Origin of the sequence: Mucilaginibacter celer (genome assembly GCF_003576455.2) — a bacterium.
Taxonomy (GTDB): Bacteria; Bacteroidota; Bacteroidia; order Sphingobacteriales; family Sphingobacteriaceae; genus Mucilaginibacter; species Mucilaginibacter celer.
In genome coordinates this window covers 2,095,319-2,119,452 of the sequence record NZ_CP032869.1, presented here as the reverse complement: position 1 = coordinate 2,119,452, position 24,134 = coordinate 2,095,319, and the positions used below count along the sequence as shown (strand labels likewise).

Genomic DNA, 24,134 nt, shown 5'->3' with positions numbered 1-24,134 from the left:
GTAGTACCGATAAATATTTTTGAAAAAATTGCTGAGCTGGAAGGATAAGGAATGTCCTGAAGAAATAAACCTCAATAGCCCAACTTACGTTAAGGTGCTGATAAAGAGATGGTAAAAGAAAGCTCTTGCCGTAAATCAGTTGCCGGTCAAATTTCGGCGCTTAAGAAATCTGACAGCATGCCAACTCATCAGAAATAGTGCAGCACAAAAAATGGCGCTTTTAGCGCCATTCGGTTATAAAGAATTATTAAAGAGTTCGTTTTACGAAAAAAACATAGTTGCTGGCTAAAAAGAAAAAGATCAAGCCCTCCCTAAGTCGATCTTACGGAGAACGGATTCTTTCATCTGATCGATGTACTTCGTATTACTAATGCGTTTACGTGATTCAATTTCCGCGAACCTTTTTTGGATGACTCCAATTTTAACCTGCAGATGAAATTCCATCCATCTGACAATCTCTGCAAGATTTGCGTTGCCGTCATTCAATTGTCCGGTAAGCCACAGTCCGTAAATCAGTTCAACAAGGTTGACAACATCTCCCGTCCATCTTAGAATAGGACTTTTCGCCCCGGGCTTTTGAAACTTTAAACATTCAGGATTAGTGAGTTCAAATATCTTCTCCCTCAACAGGTTTTGAATATTTTCATAAGCTATGAACTTGGCAAAAAGATAACTCATGGGTGTCGTATAATGAGTGTCAGCTATCTGAATTTCCGTCGAAGGAACCGGCAAGGGGCCGGATTCCCGCAGGAAAAACAACTCATCGAATGCTGTTGCTTTAGTTCGGTAATACTGATAATGAAATGCGTTCAGGCGGAAGAAACTTTCGAGTGATTCGATTTCCTTTTTATAATAATCCACTTCGACATCTAATGCCCCAATTGGTTTGTTGATCACGATGTTATAATTAATAATTTCTTCAATTTTCAGGGCGATGATCTGCGGCTTTATATTTTTGAAGAAATGAATTTCTTCATCAGGACCATCGAAATCCTCAATTTCCATTAATTCATTCAGCCCGGTTATCGCCTTTTCGACCAGCTCAAGTACTGCTGTAAGTTTCTCAAATGGGTTCTCGATTTGGTTGCTTTCGTCAAGAGCGGTGGTAAGCTCACTCCTTAGTTTTTCTATTCGCGCGTTTATCATAAGAGGTTTAGATAGATGTTTTTAATAAAAAGCACTGATATAGGATTCTCAAGAATACGGGCATGGCGTCGCCCGCTGTATCCGGCAATTAATTTCTTTTACATATTCATTTAATTAATTTATAACAACTGTACGGGAAATAACATCATTGGTAATTGATGCTTTGCTGCCGAGCAGAATCCAGCGCTTCTGCAACGATAAAATATGATGCGGATAAACGTGGAAACATCGAAGTAATAAGGAACGACAAAACGACAGATACCATGAATGTAGTGTAGTCCATACTTTTTTCCAATCTCAGGAGGCCCAGCGTAAAAACGATAATCACCGCCAAATTGCCGATGCATTCGAGCAGCAGGCTTTGTTTTACCAAGGCCATACCTATTTTTCTTTCAGAATCAATATAATTTTCGTGCAAACTTCGATGTACATTAATTTTCTTGCTGGTCTCCTGAGCGTTCAGGCCATTAAAAAATGGAAGTTCTGTCCTTATTTTCTGCTCAGCATTAGCAAGAGCACTGTGGCGTTCAGCCGATAAATACGAGGCTTCAGGGTAATCCTTCATAATGAAAAAAACTGAAATCAAGATATACAATACGATGATAAAGCACGCGAGCGGAAAGAAGTATGTCAATAATACGATAGATGAAAATAGAAAAGAGCCTTCTGTAAGGGCACACGATATAAATGTGGTAAGTCCCGCTTGTATTTTATGTGTGTCATTCAAACCATGTTTTAAGTTGGCAAACTCAGGATCACCAATTCCACCACGACCTTTGGTCAGAATATTTTCAACGAAGCGAGCAGTGAACTCGACGCTGATTCTCTTATTGATCGTGAGTAAAATTACCTGCCTCACAAAGCCCATCAAACTTTTAAACATGCTGATAATTAACAAGAGAACAGGTAATGCTATTAAATAAGATAGTGATTTATCAGCAAGGGAATTTGTTAGTCCCCGCTGTAATGTCCAGGTAATCGCAATGCCGCAAAGCATCGCCCCGACATTAATCAAAGGTATACTGCACCAGAGAGCGGGAGGAATCAGCCTCCGAAAAGACATCCATATCCATTTTAGTTTTAAACTATTAACAGATCGCTCGGGTAATTCATCGAAATACAGTGCCGCCTTGCTCTCCCACATATCATCGAGTTGGTTCTCCTTGCAATAGAAAACCTGTTTTGCGGGATCTGCGAGCAAGAATTCAACCTTCCCTTTTCTGATCCGGGAACCGAAGCACACCAGGTAATGGTATTCCTGGTATTGATTCAACACATGAAGAATAACAGGCTTGTGGATAGTTTTCAGGTAATCAATTGACATTTCAACGCTGCGGCATGGAAATCCAAGGGTTTGCGCCTGATTGGCCATATCAAATAACGACATTCCGAACTCTTTGACCCTGATTCCGCTGCGGAACGCCGCAATCTCCGGTCCGCGACCTGTATAATTCAGAATCATGGACAGGCAGGCGGCCCCACAATCAAAAGTCGACAGTTGTCTGACGAAAGCCTTTCGTACGGTAGAAATTTTAAACATATTTGACAGTATAGTATGTAGAATTTAGATAAAGTAAAGTTTCATGCTGTTCCTGGGAAAAACATGAGGCTTACGAATGTTACAAGACAAACCCAAATAAAAAGAGCGGGTAAATATGAGCTGACAACAATTTTTAAAGAAGCATCATAGGACATGCCTGTTACTGTTGATATTCCAAAACCAAGGATAAACCAATATACCACCTCAAAGACATTTAAGGTCTGTAAAGCATAGTACCAGTCCCCCGGAACAGCATCAAACATCGATAACGCGGAGAGCACATAAGTTTTGTGCCAGTCCGCTAATGTAGGATCATGATAATAGAAATAAAACCAGATGATCTTAATTAATGCTGGAACCAGAAATATATATTCCGACAATACAATTATTTTAAAAATCGCAGCAAGCGTCACAGTTTTACCCGAAAGAAACAGAGCAGTGTAAAAAATTAACGACAAGGCGAATAATTTAATCAGCAGATATATTGCTTCAGAGAAATATATCCACTTTTTCATATTTTCATAAACAATGATTTCTCCGCCGGGAATTCCGGACAAGGCACTACCGCTCCTCTGATAAAAATCGGGCGTTAAGATGTAATAATTTGTCAGCGCGATTAAAACATAAGTCAGCGCCAGCAGTACAGAAAAATAAAAAATACTGGATTTCGCGATCGAATTCATACCTAAAACTTTTAGGTAAATTTCTGTTTGATGCGGGCCAAAGACAATTACCGAGCACAGTAAAATATTAATTAAAGTAATTGCATGATTTTAAAATAATACTTATGTGAGATAGTCACAATTTAATCTGACAGTTACGATTAATTAACGCACGTAACAGAGATTAGCATTATGACAACCCAAGCAAAGATCATCAAAAACAAGATGGGCATATTGGAGCTTGCCCAGCATTTAGGTAACGTATCACAGGCCTGTAAAGTGATGGGCTATTCCCGTGATAGTTTCTACAGGTTCAAGGAACTTTACGAACAAGGTGGCGAACTGGCCTTACAAGAGATTAGCAGACGGAAGCCGATTTTAAAGAACCGGGTAGAAGAGCATGTAGAAAAAGCCGTTGTTGAAATGGCTATAGACCAGCCGGCCTTAGGTCAGTTGCGGGTATCCAATGAACTAAAAAAGCAAGGCATATTAATATCTCCGGGAGGCGTAAGGAGCATATGGCTTCGCCACGATCTGCAAACATTCAAGCTTCGTTTAAAGGCATTGGAAGCTAAGTCGGCACAGGAAGGATTAGTATTAACCGAAGCACAGGTAATTGCTTTGGAGAAGGCTAAAGAGGAAAAGAAAGCCCATGGCGAAATAGAAACGCATCACCCCGGCTATCTGGGTGCACAGGACACTTACTATGTCGGTAACATCAAAGGTGTCGGCCATATTTATCAGCAAACATTTATCGATACTTATGCTAAAGTAGCCTTTACCAAGCTATATGACCGCAAGAATGCACTCGTGGCGGCAGAGATGCTCAATGATAAAGTGGTGCCGTTTTATGAGCATCATGACCTGCGCTTATTAAGAATACTCACCGATAGAGGTACAGAATATTGCGGGTCAAGAGAGCAGCACGAATTCCAGTTGTACCTGGCTATAGAAGATATAGACCATACCAAAACAAAGGCTAAAAGCCCTCAAACCAATGGAATCTGTGAGCGCTTCCACCGCACTATCCAGGATGAGTTCTATGCTATCGCTTTTCGAAAAAAGATCTATCGCAGCATAGCTGAACTCCAGGCAGATCTGGACAGATGGATGTACAATTATAATAATGAACGGACACACAGCGGGAAATACTGCTTTGGTAAAACGCCCATGCAAACGCTCATCGACAGTATACCAATGGCACAGGAAAAGTTATTGGAGAGGCTCGCCGATGACCAGATTCTTCAGAGCCCTCACAAAAAGGGCTCTGAAGAATCTGAGTCGATGCATTTACACGAGAAAAAACTATATTCACAAATTCAATCTGACAACTTATAAAACACACAACTGTCAGATCAAATAGTGGCTATTACAACTTATGACTAAATACTTTCTACCCGATTCCTTTTCGCTTGCGCCTGCTACTTACACATTAATGATCTCCATTCTTTTTATCAGTGTTATAGGATTTTATCATCAAGCTTTTTTCTACAAACTTATTCTTCACCCATATACTATCGTACACAAGCGGGAATACTATCGCTTGTGTACATCTGACTTCGTACATGTAGATTTTGTTCACCTTATACTTAACCTGGTAGCCTTCTATGTTATTTGCTCAGATTTAGAAGAGCTGCTTAATAAAAAATCTGTTCACGGAAGCCTTCATTTTTTGACTATTTATGCAATAAGCATGCTGACTGCCAATATAACTGCGACAATAAGAAGCCGGAATAACTTTAATTATTCAAGTGCGGGGGCATCAGGAAGTATAATGGGCTGTCTTTTCGCTTTTATGCTTTTAGATCCATTTGGCCATGCAGTGAACATCGCGGTTCTCGGACCTGTTAAGAATATTTACACCGCTCCTTTATATATCGCGATGCTAACATATTATAAGTGGAAGAAGAAAAATGAAGCAATTAATCACGACCTGCATTTGTACGGCGCGATTGGAGGAATTGCTGCGAGTTTATTATTTTAAAGATATAGCCGGAAATAATCCGGCTATACTTAGGATTAGAGGATGCCCAGGCATGCTGGGCCCACTGCTGCTGCGATCCCGCCGACTACGGCACCAACACCGCCAAACAGGCCACCGATCGATGCGGAAAGAACAATACTTGTCGCACAAGCGCTAGCGCCTCCTGACAATTTCTTAGATTTTACCACTGAAAGTTCGTTCATTTTATAATTTTTTCAAGTTTCTTCCCCTTATTGGGAATTATTGTAAAAGTGACAGTCATTTTCCGCAGCGGGTACAACCTAAAGTTTTAATATATTATATTTGCTTATTGTTAATTTAATATTAATTATTATGACACTACCTATTGGAGAGAAGATTCGGTTGGAAAGATTAGCGAAGCAATACAGTCAGGAATATATGGCCTGGTCGCTCGAAATATCTCAGGCAGCATATTCCAAAGTAGAGAGAGATGAAACAGAATTAACAATACGGAGAATCTATCAAATTGCTGAGATACTTGAAATATCACCGTTCAGACTGTTGCCTAAACCTAAATACGGAACGGCTATTGTTGGTGAGTATTTTTGGAAGATGATCGCAAAAATTTGCGGGCTCTGGCAAAATAAGTCACAGAACAGAACTCCTGATGGGGTCTTTTAAAAGACCTGATTCCATCTCAAAGGGACATTTAGAATACCTTTTTTAAATAAATTAAAACTACTGGTTGTAATTTATTTCGTCACCATTTTTCAATTTCACGACGATACAGTCAACTGAAATTGAAGGCAATGGACTATAGATCGTACGAAAAACGTCTTGATTACGTATTGGAGCTAATAACGAAAAACCGATTTCGGTCTATTGACGTTGTTGCACAAAATTTCAGCTGCAGTACGCGTACGATCAAAAGAATGATCAACCACCTTCGCGACCGTGGCCACAACATCGTTTATGATAAGCGATTAAAAAAATATCTGGTCAAAGAAAAAGAGTGACATTTTCTGTCATTTGCTCGCCCCTACCTTTAATTCATGCTATCAAACATGAATCACAAGGAAAAAATAGGCCGGGAGATAATCAATGTATTACTAATCTTCTTATGGGTTTACGCGGCTTTCAGTAAGGCAATTAATTATCATTCCTTTATCTGGCAGATCAGGAACCAGGAACTTTGGCCCACGCTGAAAGAATTGGTTGTAAAAACCCTTATTCCCATTGAATTGATCACCGCACTTCTTCTGCTAATCCCCGGCATGAGAAGAACGGGCCTTCTGATCTCAGCACTTCTGCTAGCAGTATTCACCATTTACATTGCGCTTGTTATCCTTCATTTCTTCCCTAGAACCCCATGCTCCTGTGGTGGCATATTGGAAAGAATTGGTTGGAAGACGCATTTCTTCTTTAATGTTGGCTGCCTAATACTCAATATCGCATCATTAACACCTGAAAAAGAAAGGAGGTCTGCAACGAAATAAAACAACAACAGCAGCTCCTGGCAAGGCCTGCCTGCAGGCTATCGAGCCTACCATAAAGAATAAATCTAATCATTAACTAAAGTTTTTGTTGCTTTTTGATTTAACAAAGCAAAACATCGAAATGAAAAAGTTAAATATTAAGCTTTCCGTACTGGCAATTGTTTTAGGTGTAAGTGCAGCTTATGCATCTAAGCCGGAAGTAAAAAAAGACACCCATTTATGGGGGAAACAATCTTCGGGCGTTTGGCTGAACATCGACGGCAGAACAGAGGACGACACAGCCCCTTATGTTAGCAACAGCTACCGTTGTGATGAGAGTGCAAGCAGCTGTACTGTTCAGGCTGCAACACAACCCGCTAACGGCAGTGACCCTGCCGGGGCAACACTCGGGACATTTTCAATCAATAATTAATTGAAAAGGGCGGCAAAATGCCGCCCTTTCTTACCTTGGATCCTGTTCAATTCCGCTTCTTTGAATTTCATCAGGAGGAATCGGGAAAACATACTTTTTATCATTTGGAGGCAGTAAGTAGGTTACCCCTTCTACGACCCGCTTCAATGTGGTTGCCGTAGCTTCATTCGTATTTAACCTTCTCAAATCTGTCCACCTTAAATCCCGTCCAATCAATTCCTTTCTACGCTCTTCCAAGATTACCTTTAGGGTCGCGTCGCGATCATTTGCGACAATTGCTTTATAGGTACCTTTTTCATATCTTGTTTGCAGCAATGCATTTAACGTCATAATGCCAGTTGCCACATCCCCGCTCCTCACCGCGGTCTCCGCTTTGATCAGGTATTGTTCATCTATGCTCATCCCGTTGAAACCGGAATAGATAACACCGGTAGCCCCGATTTCGTAAAAAAACATTGGCTTTCTCAAATCGGTCGCAGCATAGGAACGGTAAACATTCGAATCTACCAGTATCCTTCCCCTGGAAAAAAAAGAGTATGGTACGAAACCCTGATAAAACAGCACCTCTTTATTATCATTCGGCAATGGCTCAGGAAATGGGAAATCAGTGTTCGGATCGAAATCATCAAATTCATACAATTCATTGGTCATCGAGAGACATTGGTCGGCCATTGCACCAGCATTCTTATAATCGCCCATACATAGATATACACGTGCCAATAATGCAGCGCAGGCAGCCTTAGATGGCCGGTTTTTGAAGGAGGCTTTTACCGGCAACAATGCTAAGGCCGAGATTAAGTCACCGACAATTTGCTTATAAGTGCCTTTTAAAGTCCCTCTGCCAACCTTTACATTAACATCTGAACTCAGGCGGACAGGTATGCCCGGCAGATTCGCCGCAGTAGCTTCGACATAAGTAGCTGCGAAGATTTGTGACAAATTGTAAAAGGCCAGAGAGCGATAAAACAAAGCGCTGCCTTTAAGGTTATTGATGGAATTATCATTGCTTCCGTCGCTTACTTTACCTGCCAGGCCGTCCAAAACTACATTGGCATAAAAAACCTGTTTGTACGGCGTATTCCAGTCTGAGGCAGTCTGTCCTTCAAAAATATCATCTTTCCACAGGTAACTGTTTTGCTGTACAGGCAGCAGGCTTTTAACTACATTTCCTGGAAGGTAATAATGATCGCTCGCAATGGTACCCAAGCCGGGCATGACGTTCATTATATTATAGTTGTCAAGGATTGCCTGAAAATCAGCAGCATCGGTCGGCACCAGCAGTGATTTATCCGGTTTCTTATCCAGGAAATCCTTTGTACAGGATGACAGGAGGCATAGTGCTGTAATATATAGGAATGTTATTTTCATTTTCTTATTATTAAAATCTGCTTCTTAAACCAAGTGAAACTGTACGGGGCGGCAAATAACCGCTCACGACATAATCGGGATCGTAACCACTTTTTGTTGCCTTCCAGATCATCGCAACATTGTCTGCATAACCATAAATGAATATTTTGCCCCACTGATAACCCAACTGAATATCCTGGAGCCTGATGTGATCGCCCTTTTCAACCAGAGCGGATGAATACGTATAGAAATGCTCCCTGTAATAATCGATCTGGTCGGGCGCAGATGGTACATTCGTGATCAGCTCATCACCGGGTTTCCGCCAGCGCTTGCTATAATCGCCGTTACCGCCAATTCCTGAAAGTACGGTTGTATAATCGACAGATGGTTTTCTGAAATAGTAATGCAGTTTGTAATTGATACTAACTGATAACGAGAAGTTCCTGTAGGAAAAATTGTTGCGCACCGCACCAAAAAATACAGGCCTCGCAGAACCATTGTAAATCATGTTATCCTTCGTGGTAGCATTGACAATCGATCCATAGCCCTGGCTCAATTTACCGTCAAGGTACCCCTGCGGATTGCCGCTATCGTGATCAAGACCACCCCATTTATAACTATAAATAGCGTAGAGCGGTCTCCCTTGTACAGGGATGCCTTGAGTCTGGATATATTGTTGTCCGCTGTAAAAAGTCTGGTACCTGCTAACCGCATCGTGCACGAAACTAAAAAGCGTCGCGGTATTCCATTTGAATTGCCCTGTCAGGTTTTGTGTTACGAGGTTTATGTCAATACCTGTAGTTTTGGTGTCTGCGGTATTTCCACGAAAACTTAAAATGCCGGTGGAAGGCGCAAAAGGCATATCTCCGATCAGGTTGATACCATTTTTTTGATAAACATCGACCGAGCCGCTTAAACGACGTCCTTTTGATGCAAAATCGATTCCGGCATTGATGATCTTAACTCTTTCCCAGCTTAACTCAGGATTTGGTGGATTGATGATCTGCGCATAGGGCTGCCGTATCTGTGAAACCGAACTTCCAAAGTACTGAGCCGTGGTATATGCTGATAACGTTTTATCTATGTTGCCATTGTAACCAAAGCTTAGCCTGAACTTCAGATCGGGCAGAAATGAAACGTTATAGAATTTCTCTTTCGATATACGCCAGGCCAAGCCAGCCGAGTAAAGCGGTACTCCTTTTTGATTGGTCTTAACACCGAATAAATTGCTTTTATCGACACGTCCGCTTGCTGTCGCAATATACTTGTCGTTGAATGTATAGGTTGCATTTGCAAAATAAGAAATGTAGTGATCGGTCAAGTCCCCGTTAGTTATATAATTGGGGACGTTAGTCTTCGAACCCGGGTTATAATACAAAGGGTAAAGATTGACATAATCGACATTTGAGTTTAAATCATGTTCTTCATCATAACCATATTTACGGTTATTGCCACTTTTTACATTGACGCTTTTTAGCTCCGCTCCTCCCATGAACTCAATATGGTGCACGTTATCCCAATTCTTATCAGCATTAACCAGCAACCTCACATTGTTACTTTCCAGCACGCTGTTGTAGGTGTCTAAAATGCTTCCTCTTGGAACGACATAGGAAAGGCTACCATCTGCTGCAACCTGGGTAAAACTGTTAACGAGATTCCTTGTGAAGTATGATTGCTCATTGTGAAGGTTCTCATTATTGTTTTCCGAGCGCTCGTACAGGTATTGCAGATTAGCATTCAGCCAGGACAATATCTTGTATTTCAATCCGCCCTGCAACCGCAGGTCCCGGGAGTAGGAATAATTCTGTTGCTGACGGAGATCATCCAGCGGGCGATAATTCCAATCGAGTAATTTCTGTTGCGCGGGATCGTTAATAAAAGACAGGGCGTAATCACGAACTACCGGTAGCGCGTTTCCCCTGGCATCTGCGAGACTCGCATAGGGATATAATGCAGTGCCGTTATTCCAGGTCAGGTCATTGATATTACTATTGACGGCAGCTTTGTTGTAAACGAAATTGAAGGCAGTATTGAGAGACAATTTATGATTGAGAAAGTCAAAAGTATTGGAAGCATTCACCGTCACCCTTGAAAAATCATTTCGCACCTCGCTCTCGCGATTACGATCAAGTCCTGCTGACAAGTAATAAAGATTATTGTCGCCTCCACCCGAAATATTCAGGGAGTATTGCTGCTTTACGCTATTTCTGTAGAAGTACTTGGCCAGGTCGTTCCTGATGTCTTTAGTTTTCATGACTGCGATACTTTGATCGGCTGATTGCTGAGTAACCAAGCCATTCCGGGTCTTAAAAAGCAGATCGACAACCGGTGAAACGGGTGATTGGTCGCTCGTTTTTTCGAGCCCATCATAATAGCCTTGAGAAAACAACAGTTTTTCGACATCAATAAAATCAGCGGAAGACATTTTTGGCTGGTAGAATAATCCCGGTTTTGCCCCAATCGTCAGGTTGGAATTAAAGGAAATCTGTGTCGGCGAACCCAATCGCCCCTTCTTCGTAGTGATTACGATAACACCATTACCGGCACGGGCACCCCATATGGAAGCTGATGCGGCATCTTTCAATACAGAAACGCTTTCTACATCATTGGGATTGATATTGGAGATATCGCCATCGTACGGAAAATTATCGACAACAATCAATGGTTGTGCATTACCATAAATTGTGCTGGTACCACGTATGCTAATACTGTTTTGTCCCGCGGTGAGGTCATGATTAAATATCAGGCCTGGGACAACATCCTGCAAGGGCCGTAAAACATCGGTACTCACCACCCGTTCGATCATACTCCTGCTCACTGTAGATACTGCGCCCGTCAGGCGTTCGGGGCTTATCTTCTGATAGCCTGTGTTTACCACTACCTCATTGATATTAATAAGTAGCGGCTTCATAACTAGAATAACAGGCTTTTCATTTATGATGACTATCGTGTCAATGTTATGGAAACCTGCACAGCTGACATGTACATTCAGCCGCTGATCTTTCCCCGGCTTTGCAAAGAGAAAAGCGCCATCTTTGTCAGAAAGTGTCGAGCGCTGCCATTCTTTAATGCTTATAAATGCTTTTGATATTGGCGCTTTGTCGGCTGAGTTGATCACCCTGCCACTCATGCTACCGCGCCCCTGTGAAAAACAGGCAGCAGCGTATAGTTGGAAAATACAAAATATATAAAAGTTTTTTTTAATCATCATGGTAATTGTTTAGGGTTATCGTTGACAGTAAGCATGGGAACATCCAATCTCTTTTCAATGAGCTTTAGGTCGTAAGCTTTAAGCGCCTGGTTCAAGGAGTCCACGTTGGACATATTGGCCTCCAGTTCGATATCCACGGTTTCCTTATAACCGGTATCATCGACAAGTGGAACCGGATTCAATTGCAGATAAGATGCATTGAGATAATTGACGAGCTTCGAAAGTGGTTGATTTCGCATCACACATCCACCGGGCGCCCACTTGAAAACATACTCGTCGTGTGTCGAGCCGATCAGGTCTGTTGTTGAGGTTCGGACAAGGGCGAGGCATTGAGCGTTCAGAGGTTTGATTTCTGCAGAATATTGCGGGAAGCGTTTTTGCAGATCCTTTTGCATCAGTTCAAAGAAAGAAGAGTTTAAAGCGGCAGGGACCGAAAACTCATAGCAATAGGCATTTTCCCTTGCCCAATCGTGGTATTCCGCGCCCATTTTCTTCGAAGTAAAATGGGATGAATCCCTGGTTTTATAAAGAATACGGTTTGGAGCGAGATACATCTTGCCTCCTCCATACGCTATTCTGTAGATCCAGTCGAGGTTGATATTGATGAAAGTAATTCTCCTTCCCTTTATACTATCTATCGCACCTAAACGATATTCAGCGATAAAGCCATCAGTGAATGGCGTAAGCACCGACACTGGCTGCCCTGCTTGTTTCTCTTCAATATTTTTGAAGCTTGCCAATGATTGCCGAAAATCAAAATGCACTGCTTTCGGATCCACCTTTTCGCGAAAATGGAACTTCTCCCCTTTTAACATCAATGCGATATTTTGGGCTGTCACCTCTCTAAATTCAGTGATCGCCTGCACAATCCCGTCCTTATCGATCCATACGAAATGAGGTAGGGTATTATGCGGAAATAAGAGCGTCAGGTTTTTATCAGCGACCACATCCGGCAAAGTGAAATGCTTTTTATGCTGTTTTTCAAATCTTGACAGAAAGGCCTGCACTTCGGCAACTGACTGGTAAGCTACGGGCAATACCTGGATTTTGCCTGCGAACTGGCTTTGCAACGAATCCAGTTTAGGGATCATAGCGACACAGGGAGAACACCAGGTTGCCCAGAAATCCAGGATAATTAGTTTCCCTTTGAAGTCGCCCATGGACACATGTTGTTTTGGATAGTTCAATACATTGGGGAGTACCAGGTCTGGTACCTTGTCCCCTATTTTCAGGGCTTTGAATATTGTATCCGTCTTCCTGGTATAATTGAGGACTGCCGTAGCCGGATTGATGAACAGATAAACTAAGAATGAGAAAGACAACAGCAATTGCTTGCGAAAGGAAAATTTAGGCAATAGTTGTCCTGTAAAGCAAATTTCCAGCTTCATGAGATATTAGATTAGGTAAAAAAATAGTTGAACAGGACTAAAAAAGCCCCGTAATCTGGGTTTCTCTAAACCAGAGGATTATCTATTTTCCGGTGCCTGTGGAGTTTAGGCCGGAACAATGAAAGCATGTCTTTGCGGGCTGAACTATCTCCTATAGTTAACCCAGAGAAAAACCAGTATCCACAGGATAAAAAGTGCGATCAGGTAACGAAACTGATCTTTTTTGTCTTTTTGATTTTCCATTTTTCAGTCTAAAAGCTTCATTACAAACAATAGCATTCCAGGAAGCCTAACAGCTTCAATTTTGGGGGATAGAGAAATCGGATATAAAGGAATAGCGGCAGTTAGAGTTTAACTATTAACTGACCAAACTGCCGCTATCCCTATTTTCATTCAGGAGGGCAGATAACTACAGAAAGGATGTTTTTACCAACTGTCATTCTCCGCTTTTTTTGATGGTTACAAAAATCGTAAGATGAGCCGGCCATAAAAAGTAAAGCGTGGAACTCAGCTTACTGTAACTTGGTACCTAGGAGAACCGACCACAATAAGTGAGCCCACGCTTATAGCGTGAGCATAACACTTATCATCTCGCGGTCATTGAAATTTCCTAGGTTTCAGTTACGAGATTCAAAGCGAATGCTTCAGATTTTAAATATGAAGAAAACGCAAATTTAAAATGTACTTTATATAATTCCTATTTTGAACTAATGAAATGCTAATATAAGCAAAAAAAAATAATTGTGGCAGAACTACCACAATTATTTTTAACCAATTGATCGACTTTTCCGATTCAAACGATGAAGGAAAAAGAGGAACACATATTGAAGACTTTAGGTGAAATAGTTCTGAGAATTCGAACTGATAAATCACTTAGCCAACAAGAAGTTTCTAATCGTTGTGATGTTGATCGAGCAAAAATCAGCAAAATTGAATCAGGATCTGCCAATTATAATATTACGACACTGATAGAGTTGGCAAAAGGTTTAGGGGTGTCTCCCAAAGATTTATTAGACTTTTAATCACTCTTAAAAGCTTGGCTACATTCAGCTATATAGGTCTGTATAAAGTTAAAAGATTTTAAGTTCCCGTTAATTCATTTCACAGGATAATCTCGTTTTACCTTAAGTTTTTGATACTCAAAAGCATTATCTGGATCAGTGGATATGGCATCATCATAATACTCATTTGTTAACTTTTTAAAGGCACCAAACTGCTTTCTACGTTCAGTGATTTGTTTATCGTTAAACTTCCAACTCTGATCATCTGAATATTGATAGCACAATTCACTACAAATTTGCGCGAGTAAGACTTTTAGCTTAAAATCTTGCATCTTTAAACTTATCGCTTTTTCAGCCAGACTCTTTGCTCTCAATAAATCCTGCATAACAGCTGATTCTCCAGGATATGGATGAAATAAGATACTATTGAACACAGAATATAGTAAAGCCCTATGAAATAATGCTGCTGTATCAGATGGACTTGATTTTAATTTGAATTCTAAACTATCGGTAAAGGCAATATATCTTTTGGGATCAGGTTTGAGAAAGTTGCCGTCATTCAATCTTAGTTGTCCATTAGCTATGATTATAGGGAGTTGAGCTTTGAGATTATTCATCAAAAAAACTAACAGTAATACAGTGATAAGATGTTTATTGTACGATTTCATAAGTTGTTGATTTATGGAATCTAAAATAAATTTTGCCTCGACGATTTGGTAGTATAAAATTATAACCTGTGGTTATAATACATTTACGATAACTTTAATCAAAAACTAAATCTATGCTAGTTTTTCTAAGTTAAAGTTATTGTAAAAGTGCCCTAAAGGACTGATTGAGCAGCTATAAAATGCCGATACCGGATATAAAATATCCATTTTAATTTATATGATAGTAGGCTTTCTTTTAATATGTCTCATTTACAAAATAGTTTATAATATATTAAAAAACCTACATATTTTTAATACCTAACAAAAATTTATCATTAACACCTATTTTGTAATGTATAATTCAAACATCTTAGACCCAATTCACGGTATTATTAAAGTTTCAGAAATTGAAAAATGGATTTTCAGCCAAAAGCCATTTAATAGACTTCGTAGAATCAAACAGAACACATTTTTATATTTGGTATTTCCAAGTGCAAACCACACGAGGTTTGAACATTCAATTGGAGTCATGCACTTGGCACATCAAATATTTATTCATGCAAACGATAACTACAATACGGGGCTGTACAAGAAAAAGAAATATCTATTGGATGAAACGAAAGAATTTCAGTTCTTCGATGTTCTATCTAATCTCGGTGATAACGGGGAACAAATAGTTCAAGAATTGAGAATTGCCGCTTTGCTACACGATGCAGGGCACGGCCCCATGTCACATTTGTTTGATCACTACACCATAACTGGTGATGATTTTTTTAAAATTATAGAATCGGATAAATCTTTAAGTCAATATGTATCAAATTTCAAAAATATTATTCCAGACCGTCAAGAAAAGATTGAGCATGAGGTAATATCTTGTTTGTTTGTAATCAAAATCATTGACCAATTAAAACTCATAGATAATCAATATCCTACTAAATTCAATCCGGAGCTTAAAACAATTATCAAAAAACTTGACGTTTATCGAATCATACAAATGATAGAACCAAAGTTTAACAATGAAAGCAAACTAATTTTTGATGAGCTCGATTATGGTGATTTTTTTAGTTCGATCATCTCTAGTTTTCCATTGGATGCAGACAGGATGGATTATATGTCTCGCGATAGTTATTTTGCAGGTGTTAATTATGGGTTATACGATAAAAGCCGCTTGTTTATGTCTTTAATTCCAATAAAATTCGGAAAAAAGATAGAATTGGCAATAAAAGAGAGCGGAATCGATTCTGTAATAAGATTTATTCAATCAAGGACTCATTTGTATAATCAGGTTTATTTCCATAAAACAAACCGCTCTGCTAACTGCATGCTTGATTTCGCTTGTAAAGAACTAGATAAAGATGGGCCAATTATCGACGCAACTAATTATAAAGATCTAGAGCAATTTTATTGGAGAAATTCCGACGAATTATTCTTATGGGAAACTTTGCAGGAAAAGATAGTCGATCAGCCGCAAAAATCTGTTTTATTTGAACTGCTTGAGCGGAATTTATTCAAACGAATTTACCAGAATAAAATAGTGCTAATTGAAAATGACACAGAAAAACTTAATGCTATTAAGGAACAACTTAACAATCTAAAAAAGGGCTTTGAAAAGATTGCTAAGAGCATTGAAAATGAAAATGTCGTTGTTATCGATTTTTTCCCAAATGTGGTATTTAAAGACGTAAAAAAATCAAAGATAAAAATTATTGGAAAAGAGGATGATAAATACCGATTAAGTTCAGATTGGAAGAGCTTCAACAAGGAACTTAAGATCCTTGAGCACGAAGTAATTATGTTTAGGATATATCTTCGCGGGAAATTTCAAAACAGAGAGACATTCAATGAAAAAAAAGCGGGCGTTTTAAAACATTTCAGTTCCTTAATCGAAGAATTGAATAACCTTAAGATGAGTTCTTGAAAAATTCACGCTTTCAAACGCTTATTTTGAGTTACTAAAAAAGTTCAAATTATGATTATCAGGAAAAATTAGTATTTGCCGTAACTTTTACTAATTTTTCCTAATAGTCAACTTTATCTACTATTCATATAAACAACTAAGTGTTTGCGATATGCTGTAGTATCACTTATTCAAATCTTTATACCCTTGCCAACAATGATGATATTTTCATTTGTGCAGTTTGAATTTCAGGTTGTTCAGTGCCTTTTCTCTCTAAAATCCGATGATCTTCCGATTCTATAATAAATTGGATATATGACAATAATTCCGAAGATTTAAAATGGTACATCAAACCTCTTGCTCCTTCAAATGTACAATTCAAGGCACTAAGCGCCTGACCGAAATCAAGTGCAAAACTGACTTCATCAATTGTTAAATTTTTAATAGTCTTATCATGAAATAAATTGTAAATTATACCAGCCGTACACCAATCTCCCGCTCCAGCTGAATCTACAACGTTTTCTATATAATATCCGCGTAAGTAAGTCCAAGTCGAACTTCCGATCATTCTAAACTTTAGACCTTTGGCACCCATAGTCTGAATTTCCAACGGAACTTTAGCACTTTCGAAGTATTTTTCATATAGTGGTATGCGGTCATCCGAAAACTTGATAACATCCGCAATTTCAATACATTCATTAAAGCCTTTTTCATCTTTAATACTAGATGGCTCGAAAAATATTACTGCACCAGCTTCTTTATATAATTTAGCAAGCTCTATAGCTCCCCTATTTATTCTATCAAAAAAAAAGACCTTGGGACGAGGTCCTGTCTGATAAATCTTATGGACATCTTTCGCCAAACATGGTTTATATGCTGGGAGATGCTTCCCATCTTCAGGGTTCCGGAATTCAAATCTATGTTTAGGAATTCCCATGCGATCTGTAAGTATCCTATGTATAATTACAGGAGTACTGCCGGTTTCGTTTATACTAAGAAGTGTATCCGTTACGTTCCATCGGTGTAAATCCTCCAGTAGAAGTTCTGCTGCTATGTTATTGGACAATCTGGCAATTGGATATGAATCCCAACCTAAATAAGCTAGAATCGTCAGAACATTCCCACAAGAACCTCCTGCCAAGAACTGTGTTACTTTTCCCGAAATTCCACTCATAATTACGTCTAGCGCAACCAAGCCGGTACCGATACATATAGGTTTTGTATCAACATTCATCATTTAATTTTCTGTGTAGGGTTCGCCAGTAAGCCAAATTAAGAAAAGTTCACTTTCAAATTTCATTTTTTTCATCTCTTCGAAATCGTCAATCTCGTATCCTTGAGAATCAACGTTTAAAACCCCAACCCCTATTTTACCAATAAGCTCATAAGCGGTAAGTAGTGTTCCTATAGATAACAATTTACTTGAAAATGTTGATATGACAGCCTTACATCCTCCTAAACTATTTAACGAGGTAAAATAATTGTGTATTGCTTTACTTAAACGAGTATATGCTTCAAATGGATTTCTTTCCGGAACATACATTAAATTCTGCGGCTCGATACCTAACCTATCAAACAAGAGCTGGTGATAATCTTTGATTAACTGATCGGATCGCCTTGGATCTTTGGAGGGAAATGGAAGTACCGGGCATATCTCATGGGGGCGAATTTGATTATGAGCTTTCTCTAAATGTTCAAGTTTATCTTCTCCTAAGATAGGAAACCAAACAACGGGTTCTTCAGTTTCAGATGCAAGTTCCAATGTTCCACCAAATCCTCGCAAATATCCAACATCTTCGTCAATGCCCCGCTCTTTGATATTTGAATCTATATTGGCATTTTCTGAAACAACTATAAAAAAGTTTGGTGGTGCCTCTTTCGCATAAAGATCTATAAAGGTTAGAAATCTTCCGATTAATGAAAAATACACCCCTCTTGGTAGTGCGCTTATATCAATGATTATATCGGTAAACTCGCTAATCTGTTTGTATTCGGTTAATAAATTTGTCGCTTGCCTATCACCTATCCGTTGTTTCTTTCCCTTGGTTTTGTTGCTCCAAAGTGCAATAGGTTTAGAGGTAACCGAACGTCCAGACAACAATGTCCGAAGCTCATCTAAATTTTCATAAGCATATTTCAAATATTTGTTAGAACTTGATCCCTCACCCTCTTCAAACTCGATTATCCAACATTCCACGTTAACATTGGGAGAATTTTCCAATAGGCTTTTTAACGCCATGTTCATTCTTACATCAAATCCTTTTCCTAAAATAAAAAGCAACTTTCTGTTATCTTTTTCAAAGTGTGATTTCCAAAACAAGGGCACCTGCTCACCTTGAATTAACACAGATGGGTTCCAACGCATTTCATTCATATTCTTGTCCATTTATTCAGCTCATCAGCGGTTCTGTGTCGCCAACCACCATAAGCGAAGGGTAAATTAAATTTTACGCACAACCATCTATTTAAATAATAGACTTCATTTAGTTGCCCCCCTTCTCCTTGTTTAACATCCTTAATTTCCAACAAGTTAAACGAAACGCAAGTGGCAATGACGTTCATTAAACTTTCATAATGCTCGTCTTTATACCATTGCCCGGATTTTCTAAAAAGCGAATGACCATCGCGAACTGCAAAACCAGTAACTCCATTTGAATAAGGGGCATTGGGCCTAAAAGTCTCCTTGTGGCAAAAGTCTCCGAGTCGACTTAAAAAATGAATAACCTGTTCAGAAAACGGAAGTATCTTTTGTAGCTCATTCCATTTACTTTCAGTCACATTTACTAAAATCCTATGCTGATCTGAGGATTCCAAATTAACTTGAAAGCCAGAAATCTTATTCGAAAGCATTTCTTCAAAAAGACTTGCGGAAAAAGACAGAAATTGCTCAATATTATTTGAAGACAAGCGCACTAAATTTTTAAATCCAAAATAGTAAGGCAATTCGTTCTCATGCGCTATGAATAAATCTGTTATGGTGTCAATCTCTGCTTTAAATTTCTCAACCAATTCCTGTTGGGCCAATGGAAATTCTAAAGCAAGTTGCGGTTTACCAAGATTTCTATTTATAATGATTTCCAACTTTTTGTAAAGAACGGCCTTTTCTAAAGGTTCAAGACTCAGCTCATCAACGTAATTTATCCAATTATCAAATTTTGCAGTGTAATTAGAGATTTTTTTAAGAGTTTCTTTTGACTTATTGATAGACATTAGAAAATCAGCTGTATACATTTGTTCTTCTAATCCATCAGCCAAGTAATCACCAAATGAATTAACATCCTCAGTTGAAGTAGCAGCCCTTTTTTCAGCAATATTAGAAAGTATTTTCTCAAATTTAGACTGTTTGTCAGCCCAAAATTGCTCTAAATTTAACTCTATATAATCCCGCTCTTCAAACGACCTCAAGTTGTCTATTGGTTCAAGAGCTTCTATTCGTTCTGCAATCCAAATACTAAAAGTACCGCGCTTCTCAATTACATATTTCCTCAAAAGCTGTCGTTGATTTTGGGAGAGCTTATGGGAATCATCCAACATAAACAAAAACCTTCCTATAAGTTCTTTGTCTGGAATGACAAAATATTCAGGCTTTAGAACCTCCATGATGAATAATTCATCATGACCTATCGGTTTTATTTCTGAGGCTGGCAAAAAACTATCAATCGCCTCATAAATGCGCTTTTCAATATCAGATGCCCAAAGGTAAAGAGCTTTCCCGCTACAAGGAAATTGTAAATCACGGAAATAATTATCCTTGTTGTCATAATTAAAACTAATTAAATCCAAAGACTCGGAAAACGTACGGTTGCCAGGCATAGCATTAACAACTGTCTTTAAAGTAGCAAGCAAAATTCTTGCATTGAGGAGCGAGAAAAAATAACGTTTCTTTTGAGCAGTTGAAACTTCAAGTTCCTCTAATATTTCGTAGTTGCGAGTGCAAACAAGGGATACACCATAAACTTCTATAGCATCCTCGGTTACGACTTTCATTTTTTTTAGAATGCCAAATAATGGCTTGTAATCTCCTGCTCTTTTATTATTAAGTAAAGTGATCAATGTATTGGGCTCAAATATTCGCAACAGAGATGTTTTGCCTGCACCAGGAGAGCTATGAATATATACGACGTTATTCCATAGTTTACTATCTTTATCCAACTCCTGTAATGATTCCAATACATTTGGGCTATACAATTTCAGAAAATTGCTATCTGATTCGATCTTTTCAGATGCGCGCAATCGAAATGGGTTTCTCAATTTACTCATCTTTATGGCGTGTTACGCGTGGAAATAGGCCTATATATTTCTTATCCTCTGGAAGCCAAAGAATAGGAAGTGAATTATTGGGAGTGTTGTGGTTTAATACCAATGGTAATGAACATTCATTGAAACCCAAATATGGTTCATTACACTTTCCCATCTCATAATGTTTATCAATAATATCCGCATCAAAATATTTTTTAATAAGCTGCAGAAAACTTTCTTCAGCAAGAACTTTAGTTTTGATGTCGTTTCCCAAAAGTTGTATTGAATGAATTTTCAATTGAAATCGATAAGTGGGATTTGCTATTTTATATTCGTTGATATTATTATTTAATTTTTCGAGTGCTTCTTCTGTTGCTATATAGAATATAACATGAATGTCAAGAACTTCATCTTCTTGTATAAGTTGCGAGATTGCTGATTCACTTCTGGCTTTAGGATCGAATATAGAGTTAATGAATTTACAAATCTTTCCTCCCCAAATACCATCCTTTTTTCTAAAATATGTTGTTCCGCTAGCTGTAAAGTCATCGATTAAAAATACTGTGTTAAATTTTTTATTCGATATTTTAGATTGTTTAAGTTCATCGAGCATATCTTTTACCTTATCCTGTGAAACCTGATATGTCGCTAACACCTGCTCATTGCTAATTCTGTTGTAGCTACGACGAAGTTGATCGATCTTCGAACCGTCACTTAATCCAATAAATAATGATCGACGAAGGAAGAACTTATACGTACTGCTTATAACGATTTTCTTTATTTTATAAGGACTGAATTTACTATGTTGAGCAGTTTTTTCTATAATTATAGGGTTAATTTTTTCCGCAAATGTAATATTAACTAGGTGTTGTATTTGGTTACTCGAAATAAAAATCAGCTGATTCATCACAAAAGCATATGCGATATGCCTTTCTTCTAATGATTCAAATTGTCCCAACCATTTTACTAGACTTTCCATAAATCTAATGCCAGGTGAAAACTGTTGATACTCATCATATTTTAGATTTGCAAGCGCTTGAAGCATCGGACGCTGTTTAGATATCTCATCAGAATTCCATTGCATTATTTTTACTAGTAGTCTCTCAGCAAGTGCAGATCTCATTTCAATTTAAGGTTTATGGCTTTATCTTTATAATTTAAGCAAGATAAATAATAAACCGTTGCATCAATATTTTTTTTTCCAGGGGCTGCTAAATTCCAGCAACTATCCATTAATGGTGAAACCTCGTCAACACTTAAAGAGTAAGCACTAGAAAGTAACTGATAATCATTTCCTGGCCATTGACCTTTATCTCCCAAATACAAACAATCAGTTGCAATTCCTCTTTCCATAGCCATTTGCTTGCAGATTGAAGTTATTAGTAATTTACCCGACTTACTTTGATCAATAACATCCATAGAATGACTTGACTCGAGTATTTGAATATTTGGCAGGTTCTGAAGCATAATTAACTGAATAATGGTCTTTCGCACTTGTCTCCATGCATTTCTTTCTTTTATTTGAATAGTAAGCTGCGAAGGCTTTATTAAGAATTCAACTTGCACTGGAAACGGATAAGTTAGTAAGGTCTGATGTACCTTTTGGAGAATCTGATTTACCTCGGATTTTTTGTCCGGAATGTTCTCGTCATCTAATGCTCCAATTTCATTTCCATTGTAATATGCGATGACGACCTGCTTCCTAAATTTCTCAGGAATAAATTTATGGAGATCCTCTCGCACTGACTTTCCTCTACCAGTTGCTACACCAATTAAAAAGCCTCGCTCCAAAATCTTTAGCAAGTATCCTTGTAATTCATCATCAACTCCTTTCCATCGGTTTTTAGAAGAACAGATAGTACCATCGTAATCGAAAATGATACTACCATAATTAGTTTTTTGTAAACCTTTCACAAATTTCTTGTAAGCAACAGTCCAATAATTTTCTTCTGAAATACTAAGTTCTCGATATAGCGAGATCCCCGATTTACGGATTATCGCGCTTCTCATCATTAACTCTGACCTAGAAAGGCTTGTCCTAAAGATTTTTTGATAATTAAGATGATACAAATCACTACCATAATCTGGTACTCCGGGCCGTCCCGGGTCGATTCCCTGAAGATTTCCGACCGCATTCACTAACATAAAGGATTTGAACAAAAGCTCAATAGAAGCTGCAGGCCCTTCCTTTTTTGAAACAATACGAATGATCGGAATATATTTTGGAAGGAGAGCAAATGTTTTCTCTGCTAATTCAATCTCTGATGGAGTTATAAGTGCTACAATGCAAGCATTAGCGCCGCGTTTGTCAAACCAATGATGGCGTCCATGTCCGAAATTTCGATAGTCAGCAATCAAAACGTCTCCAAGTGCTGCCTCTGAAAATTTTGACTCAAGGTCAATAGCAACCGGCTGCCCCCATCCTCCAAATAATACTGAAAACGTATAGTTAGGCGTTACCTGTAGCAAAAAATCATCTATTTCATTTTTAAATTTTTCGTCATCAATCTGTATAATTGATTCTGGCAAAATCGAAGCGGTACCTAAAGTTTTAAATAAAATCCCAAAAAAAGCAATAAGGCTGTTAGTTGCCAAAAAACCATCACCTCCTGTCGGTAAATTATAGCTATAATCTTTACTAATTGAAGTTGTATTTGATAATTGAGATAATGGACTATCCTTTTTCATACAAATACTAATCATTTTAGCAGGCTCGCATTCGATAGCCGTTTTGTATCCAAATAAGATATCATTATTCTTACCACTTGCGCTTATAAAAAGCACAAGAGATTCCCTTAGTATACTTTTAGAATGATACAATTCCAATGGTGTAACCGCTTTGGCCATCATTCCATATTCTTGAAAAAGCATGGCAGCAAAATGGCAGGCGCTTAAGGAACCACCGGAGCCAATGATTAGCAAAGGCCTTTTATCACATACAAGTTCATCCTTTAAACCATCAACGTTCTGATTTAGACTCCACTTAAGTGTATCTGGAATTTTTACTATTTCTTTTGCGAAAGGCTTTCCCATAGGCGGTAAAATTAAAAAACCTGAACCCGAATCAATATCGAGACTCTGATTAGTTATTCTAAATTTATTAACAAAACAATTATACTAAAATTATTAGCAATAAAATTCATTATTACGCAATTGTAATAGCGGGTTTTACTACATTGTTAAAGATTTATGTACTTATAGAT

General features: G+C 38.5%; 19 protein-coding genes. 7 read left to right on the top strand and 12 right to left on the bottom strand.

Annotated elements, in window-relative coordinates; all coding sequences use genetic code 11:
* Positions 1–300 precede the first annotated feature (300 nt).
* The 3 genes from HYN43_RS08365 to HYN43_RS08355 all read right to left on the bottom strand — a co-directional run bounded on the left by HYN43_RS08365 (position 301) and on the right by HYN43_RS08355 (position 3,369).
* On the bottom strand, positions 301–1,146 hold the full coding sequence (locus HYN43_RS08365; protein WP_119409012.1) for an RteC domain-containing protein: 846 nt from the start codon (positions 1,144–1,146) through the stop codon (positions 301–303).
* A gap of 145 nt (positions 1,147–1,291) precedes the next feature.
* The gene (locus tag HYN43_RS08360; protein WP_119409011.1) at positions 1,292–2,686 is read right to left on the bottom strand and encodes a cysteine peptidase family C39 domain-containing protein; all 1,395 of its coding nucleotides are present in this window, start codon (positions 2,684–2,686) and stop codon (positions 1,292–1,294) included.
* Between the two features lie 41 nt (positions 2,687–2,727).
* Positions 2,728–3,369, bottom strand: a complete 642-nt coding sequence (locus tag HYN43_RS08355; protein ID WP_119409010.1) for a hypothetical protein — start codon at positions 3,367–3,369, stop codon at positions 2,728–2,730.
* Between the two features lie 171 nt (positions 3,370–3,540).
* On the opposite strand from HYN43_RS08355, the gene HYN43_RS08350 reads away from it, so the two are divergent.
* From HYN43_RS08350 to HYN43_RS08325, 5 genes are all read left to right on the top strand, one after another.
* The gene (locus HYN43_RS08350; protein ID WP_119409009.1) at positions 3,541–4,686 is read left to right on the top strand and encodes an IS481 family transposase; all 1,146 of its coding nucleotides are present in this window, start codon (positions 3,541–3,543) and stop codon (positions 4,684–4,686) included.
* Between the two features lie 40 nt (positions 4,687–4,726).
* A complete protein-coding gene (locus tag HYN43_RS08345) occupies positions 4,727–5,332 on the top strand; it encodes a rhomboid family intramembrane serine protease (RefSeq protein WP_119409008.1) in 606 nt (201 codons plus the stop codon).
* 333 nt (positions 5,333–5,665) lie between these two features.
* Positions 5,666–5,974 carry a helix-turn-helix domain-containing protein gene (locus HYN43_RS08340; protein WP_119409007.1) on the top strand — a complete coding sequence of 103 codons (309 nt, stop codon included), beginning with the start codon at positions 5,666–5,668 and terminating at the stop codon, positions 5,972–5,974.
* A gap of 383 nt (positions 5,975–6,357) precedes the next feature.
* Positions 6,358–6,789, top strand: a complete 432-nt coding sequence (locus tag HYN43_RS08330) for a MauE/DoxX family redox-associated membrane protein (protein WP_162996383.1) — start codon at positions 6,358–6,360, stop codon at positions 6,787–6,789.
* 121 nt (positions 6,790–6,910) lie between these two features.
* Complete coding sequence (locus HYN43_RS08325; RefSeq protein ID WP_119409004.1) at positions 6,911–7,201, top strand: DUF6520 family protein; 291 nt, start codon at positions 6,911–6,913, stop codon at positions 7,199–7,201.
* Positions 7,202–7,231: 30 nt separating this feature from the next.
* Here the strand turns inward: HYN43_RS08325 and HYN43_RS08320 are convergent, their stop codons facing one another.
* From HYN43_RS08320 to HYN43_RS08310, 3 genes are read right to left on the bottom strand one after another with little or no spacing between them, the layout of a single operon-like run.
* Positions 7,232–8,569 carry a RagB/SusD family nutrient uptake outer membrane protein gene (locus HYN43_RS08320; protein ID WP_119409003.1) on the bottom strand — a complete coding sequence of 446 codons (1,338 nt, stop codon included), beginning with the start codon at positions 8,567–8,569 and terminating at the stop codon, positions 7,232–7,234.
* Positions 8,570–8,579: 10 nt separating this feature from the next.
* The gene (locus HYN43_RS08315) at positions 8,580–11,759 is read right to left on the bottom strand and encodes a SusC/RagA family TonB-linked outer membrane protein (protein WP_119409002.1); all 3,180 of its coding nucleotides are present in this window, start codon (positions 11,757–11,759) and stop codon (positions 8,580–8,582) included.
* A complete protein-coding gene (locus HYN43_RS08310) occupies positions 11,756–13,147 on the bottom strand; it encodes a TlpA family protein disulfide reductase (protein ID WP_119409001.1) in 1,392 nt (463 codons plus the stop codon). The genes HYN43_RS08315 and HYN43_RS08310 overlap by 4 nt, the downstream gene beginning before the upstream one ends.
* 800 nt (positions 13,148–13,947) lie before the next feature.
* Here HYN43_RS08310 and HYN43_RS08305 point away from each other — a divergent pair.
* A complete protein-coding gene (locus HYN43_RS08305; protein WP_119409000.1) occupies positions 13,948–14,169 on the top strand; it encodes a helix-turn-helix domain-containing protein in 222 nt (73 codons plus the stop codon).
* Positions 14,170–14,243: 74 nt separating this feature from the next.
* Here HYN43_RS08305 and HYN43_RS08300 read toward each other — a convergent pair whose 3' ends face one another.
* A complete protein-coding gene (locus HYN43_RS08300) occupies positions 14,244–14,816 on the bottom strand; it encodes a hypothetical protein (protein WP_119408999.1) in 573 nt (190 codons plus the stop codon).
* Between the two features lie 331 nt (positions 14,817–15,147).
* Here HYN43_RS08300 and HYN43_RS08295 point away from each other — a divergent pair, with 331 nt between their 5' ends.
* Positions 15,148–16,713, top strand: coding sequence for an HD domain-containing protein (locus tag HYN43_RS08295; RefSeq protein WP_119408998.1), 1,566 nt, complete (start codon positions 15,148–15,150; stop codon positions 16,711–16,713).
* 178 nt (positions 16,714–16,891) lie between these two features.
* On the opposite strand, the gene HYN43_RS08290 is transcribed toward HYN43_RS08295, so the two are convergent.
* Genes HYN43_RS08290 through HYN43_RS08270 form a run of 5 tightly spaced genes read right to left on the bottom strand, consistent with a single transcriptional unit; the run spans position 16,892 to position 23,964 of the window.
* A complete protein-coding gene (locus HYN43_RS08290) occupies positions 16,892–17,929 on the bottom strand; it encodes a PfkB family carbohydrate kinase (RefSeq protein ID WP_119408997.1) in 1,038 nt (345 codons plus the stop codon).
* Positions 17,930–19,078 (bottom strand): hypothetical protein, encoded by a 1,149-nt coding sequence (locus tag HYN43_RS08285; RefSeq protein WP_119408996.1) that lies wholly within the window; start codon positions 19,076–19,078, stop codon positions 17,930–17,932.
* Positions 19,063–20,952, bottom strand: a complete 1,890-nt coding sequence (locus tag HYN43_RS08280) for an ORC-CDC6 family AAA ATPase (RefSeq protein WP_119408995.1) — start codon at positions 20,950–20,952, stop codon at positions 19,063–19,065. Before HYN43_RS08280 ends, HYN43_RS08285 begins: the two co-directional genes overlap by 16 nt.
* Positions 20,945–22,054 carry a phosphoribosyltransferase-like protein gene (locus HYN43_RS08275; RefSeq protein ID WP_119408994.1) on the bottom strand — a complete coding sequence of 370 codons (1,110 nt, stop codon included), beginning with the start codon at positions 22,052–22,054 and terminating at the stop codon, positions 20,945–20,947. Before HYN43_RS08275 ends, HYN43_RS08280 begins: the two co-directional genes overlap by 8 nt.
* A complete protein-coding gene (locus HYN43_RS08270) occupies positions 22,051–23,964 on the bottom strand; it encodes an SIS domain-containing protein (RefSeq protein ID WP_119408993.1) in 1,914 nt (637 codons plus the stop codon). The genes HYN43_RS08275 and HYN43_RS08270 overlap by 4 nt, the downstream gene beginning before the upstream one ends.
* Positions 23,965–24,134: the final 170 nt, after the last annotated feature.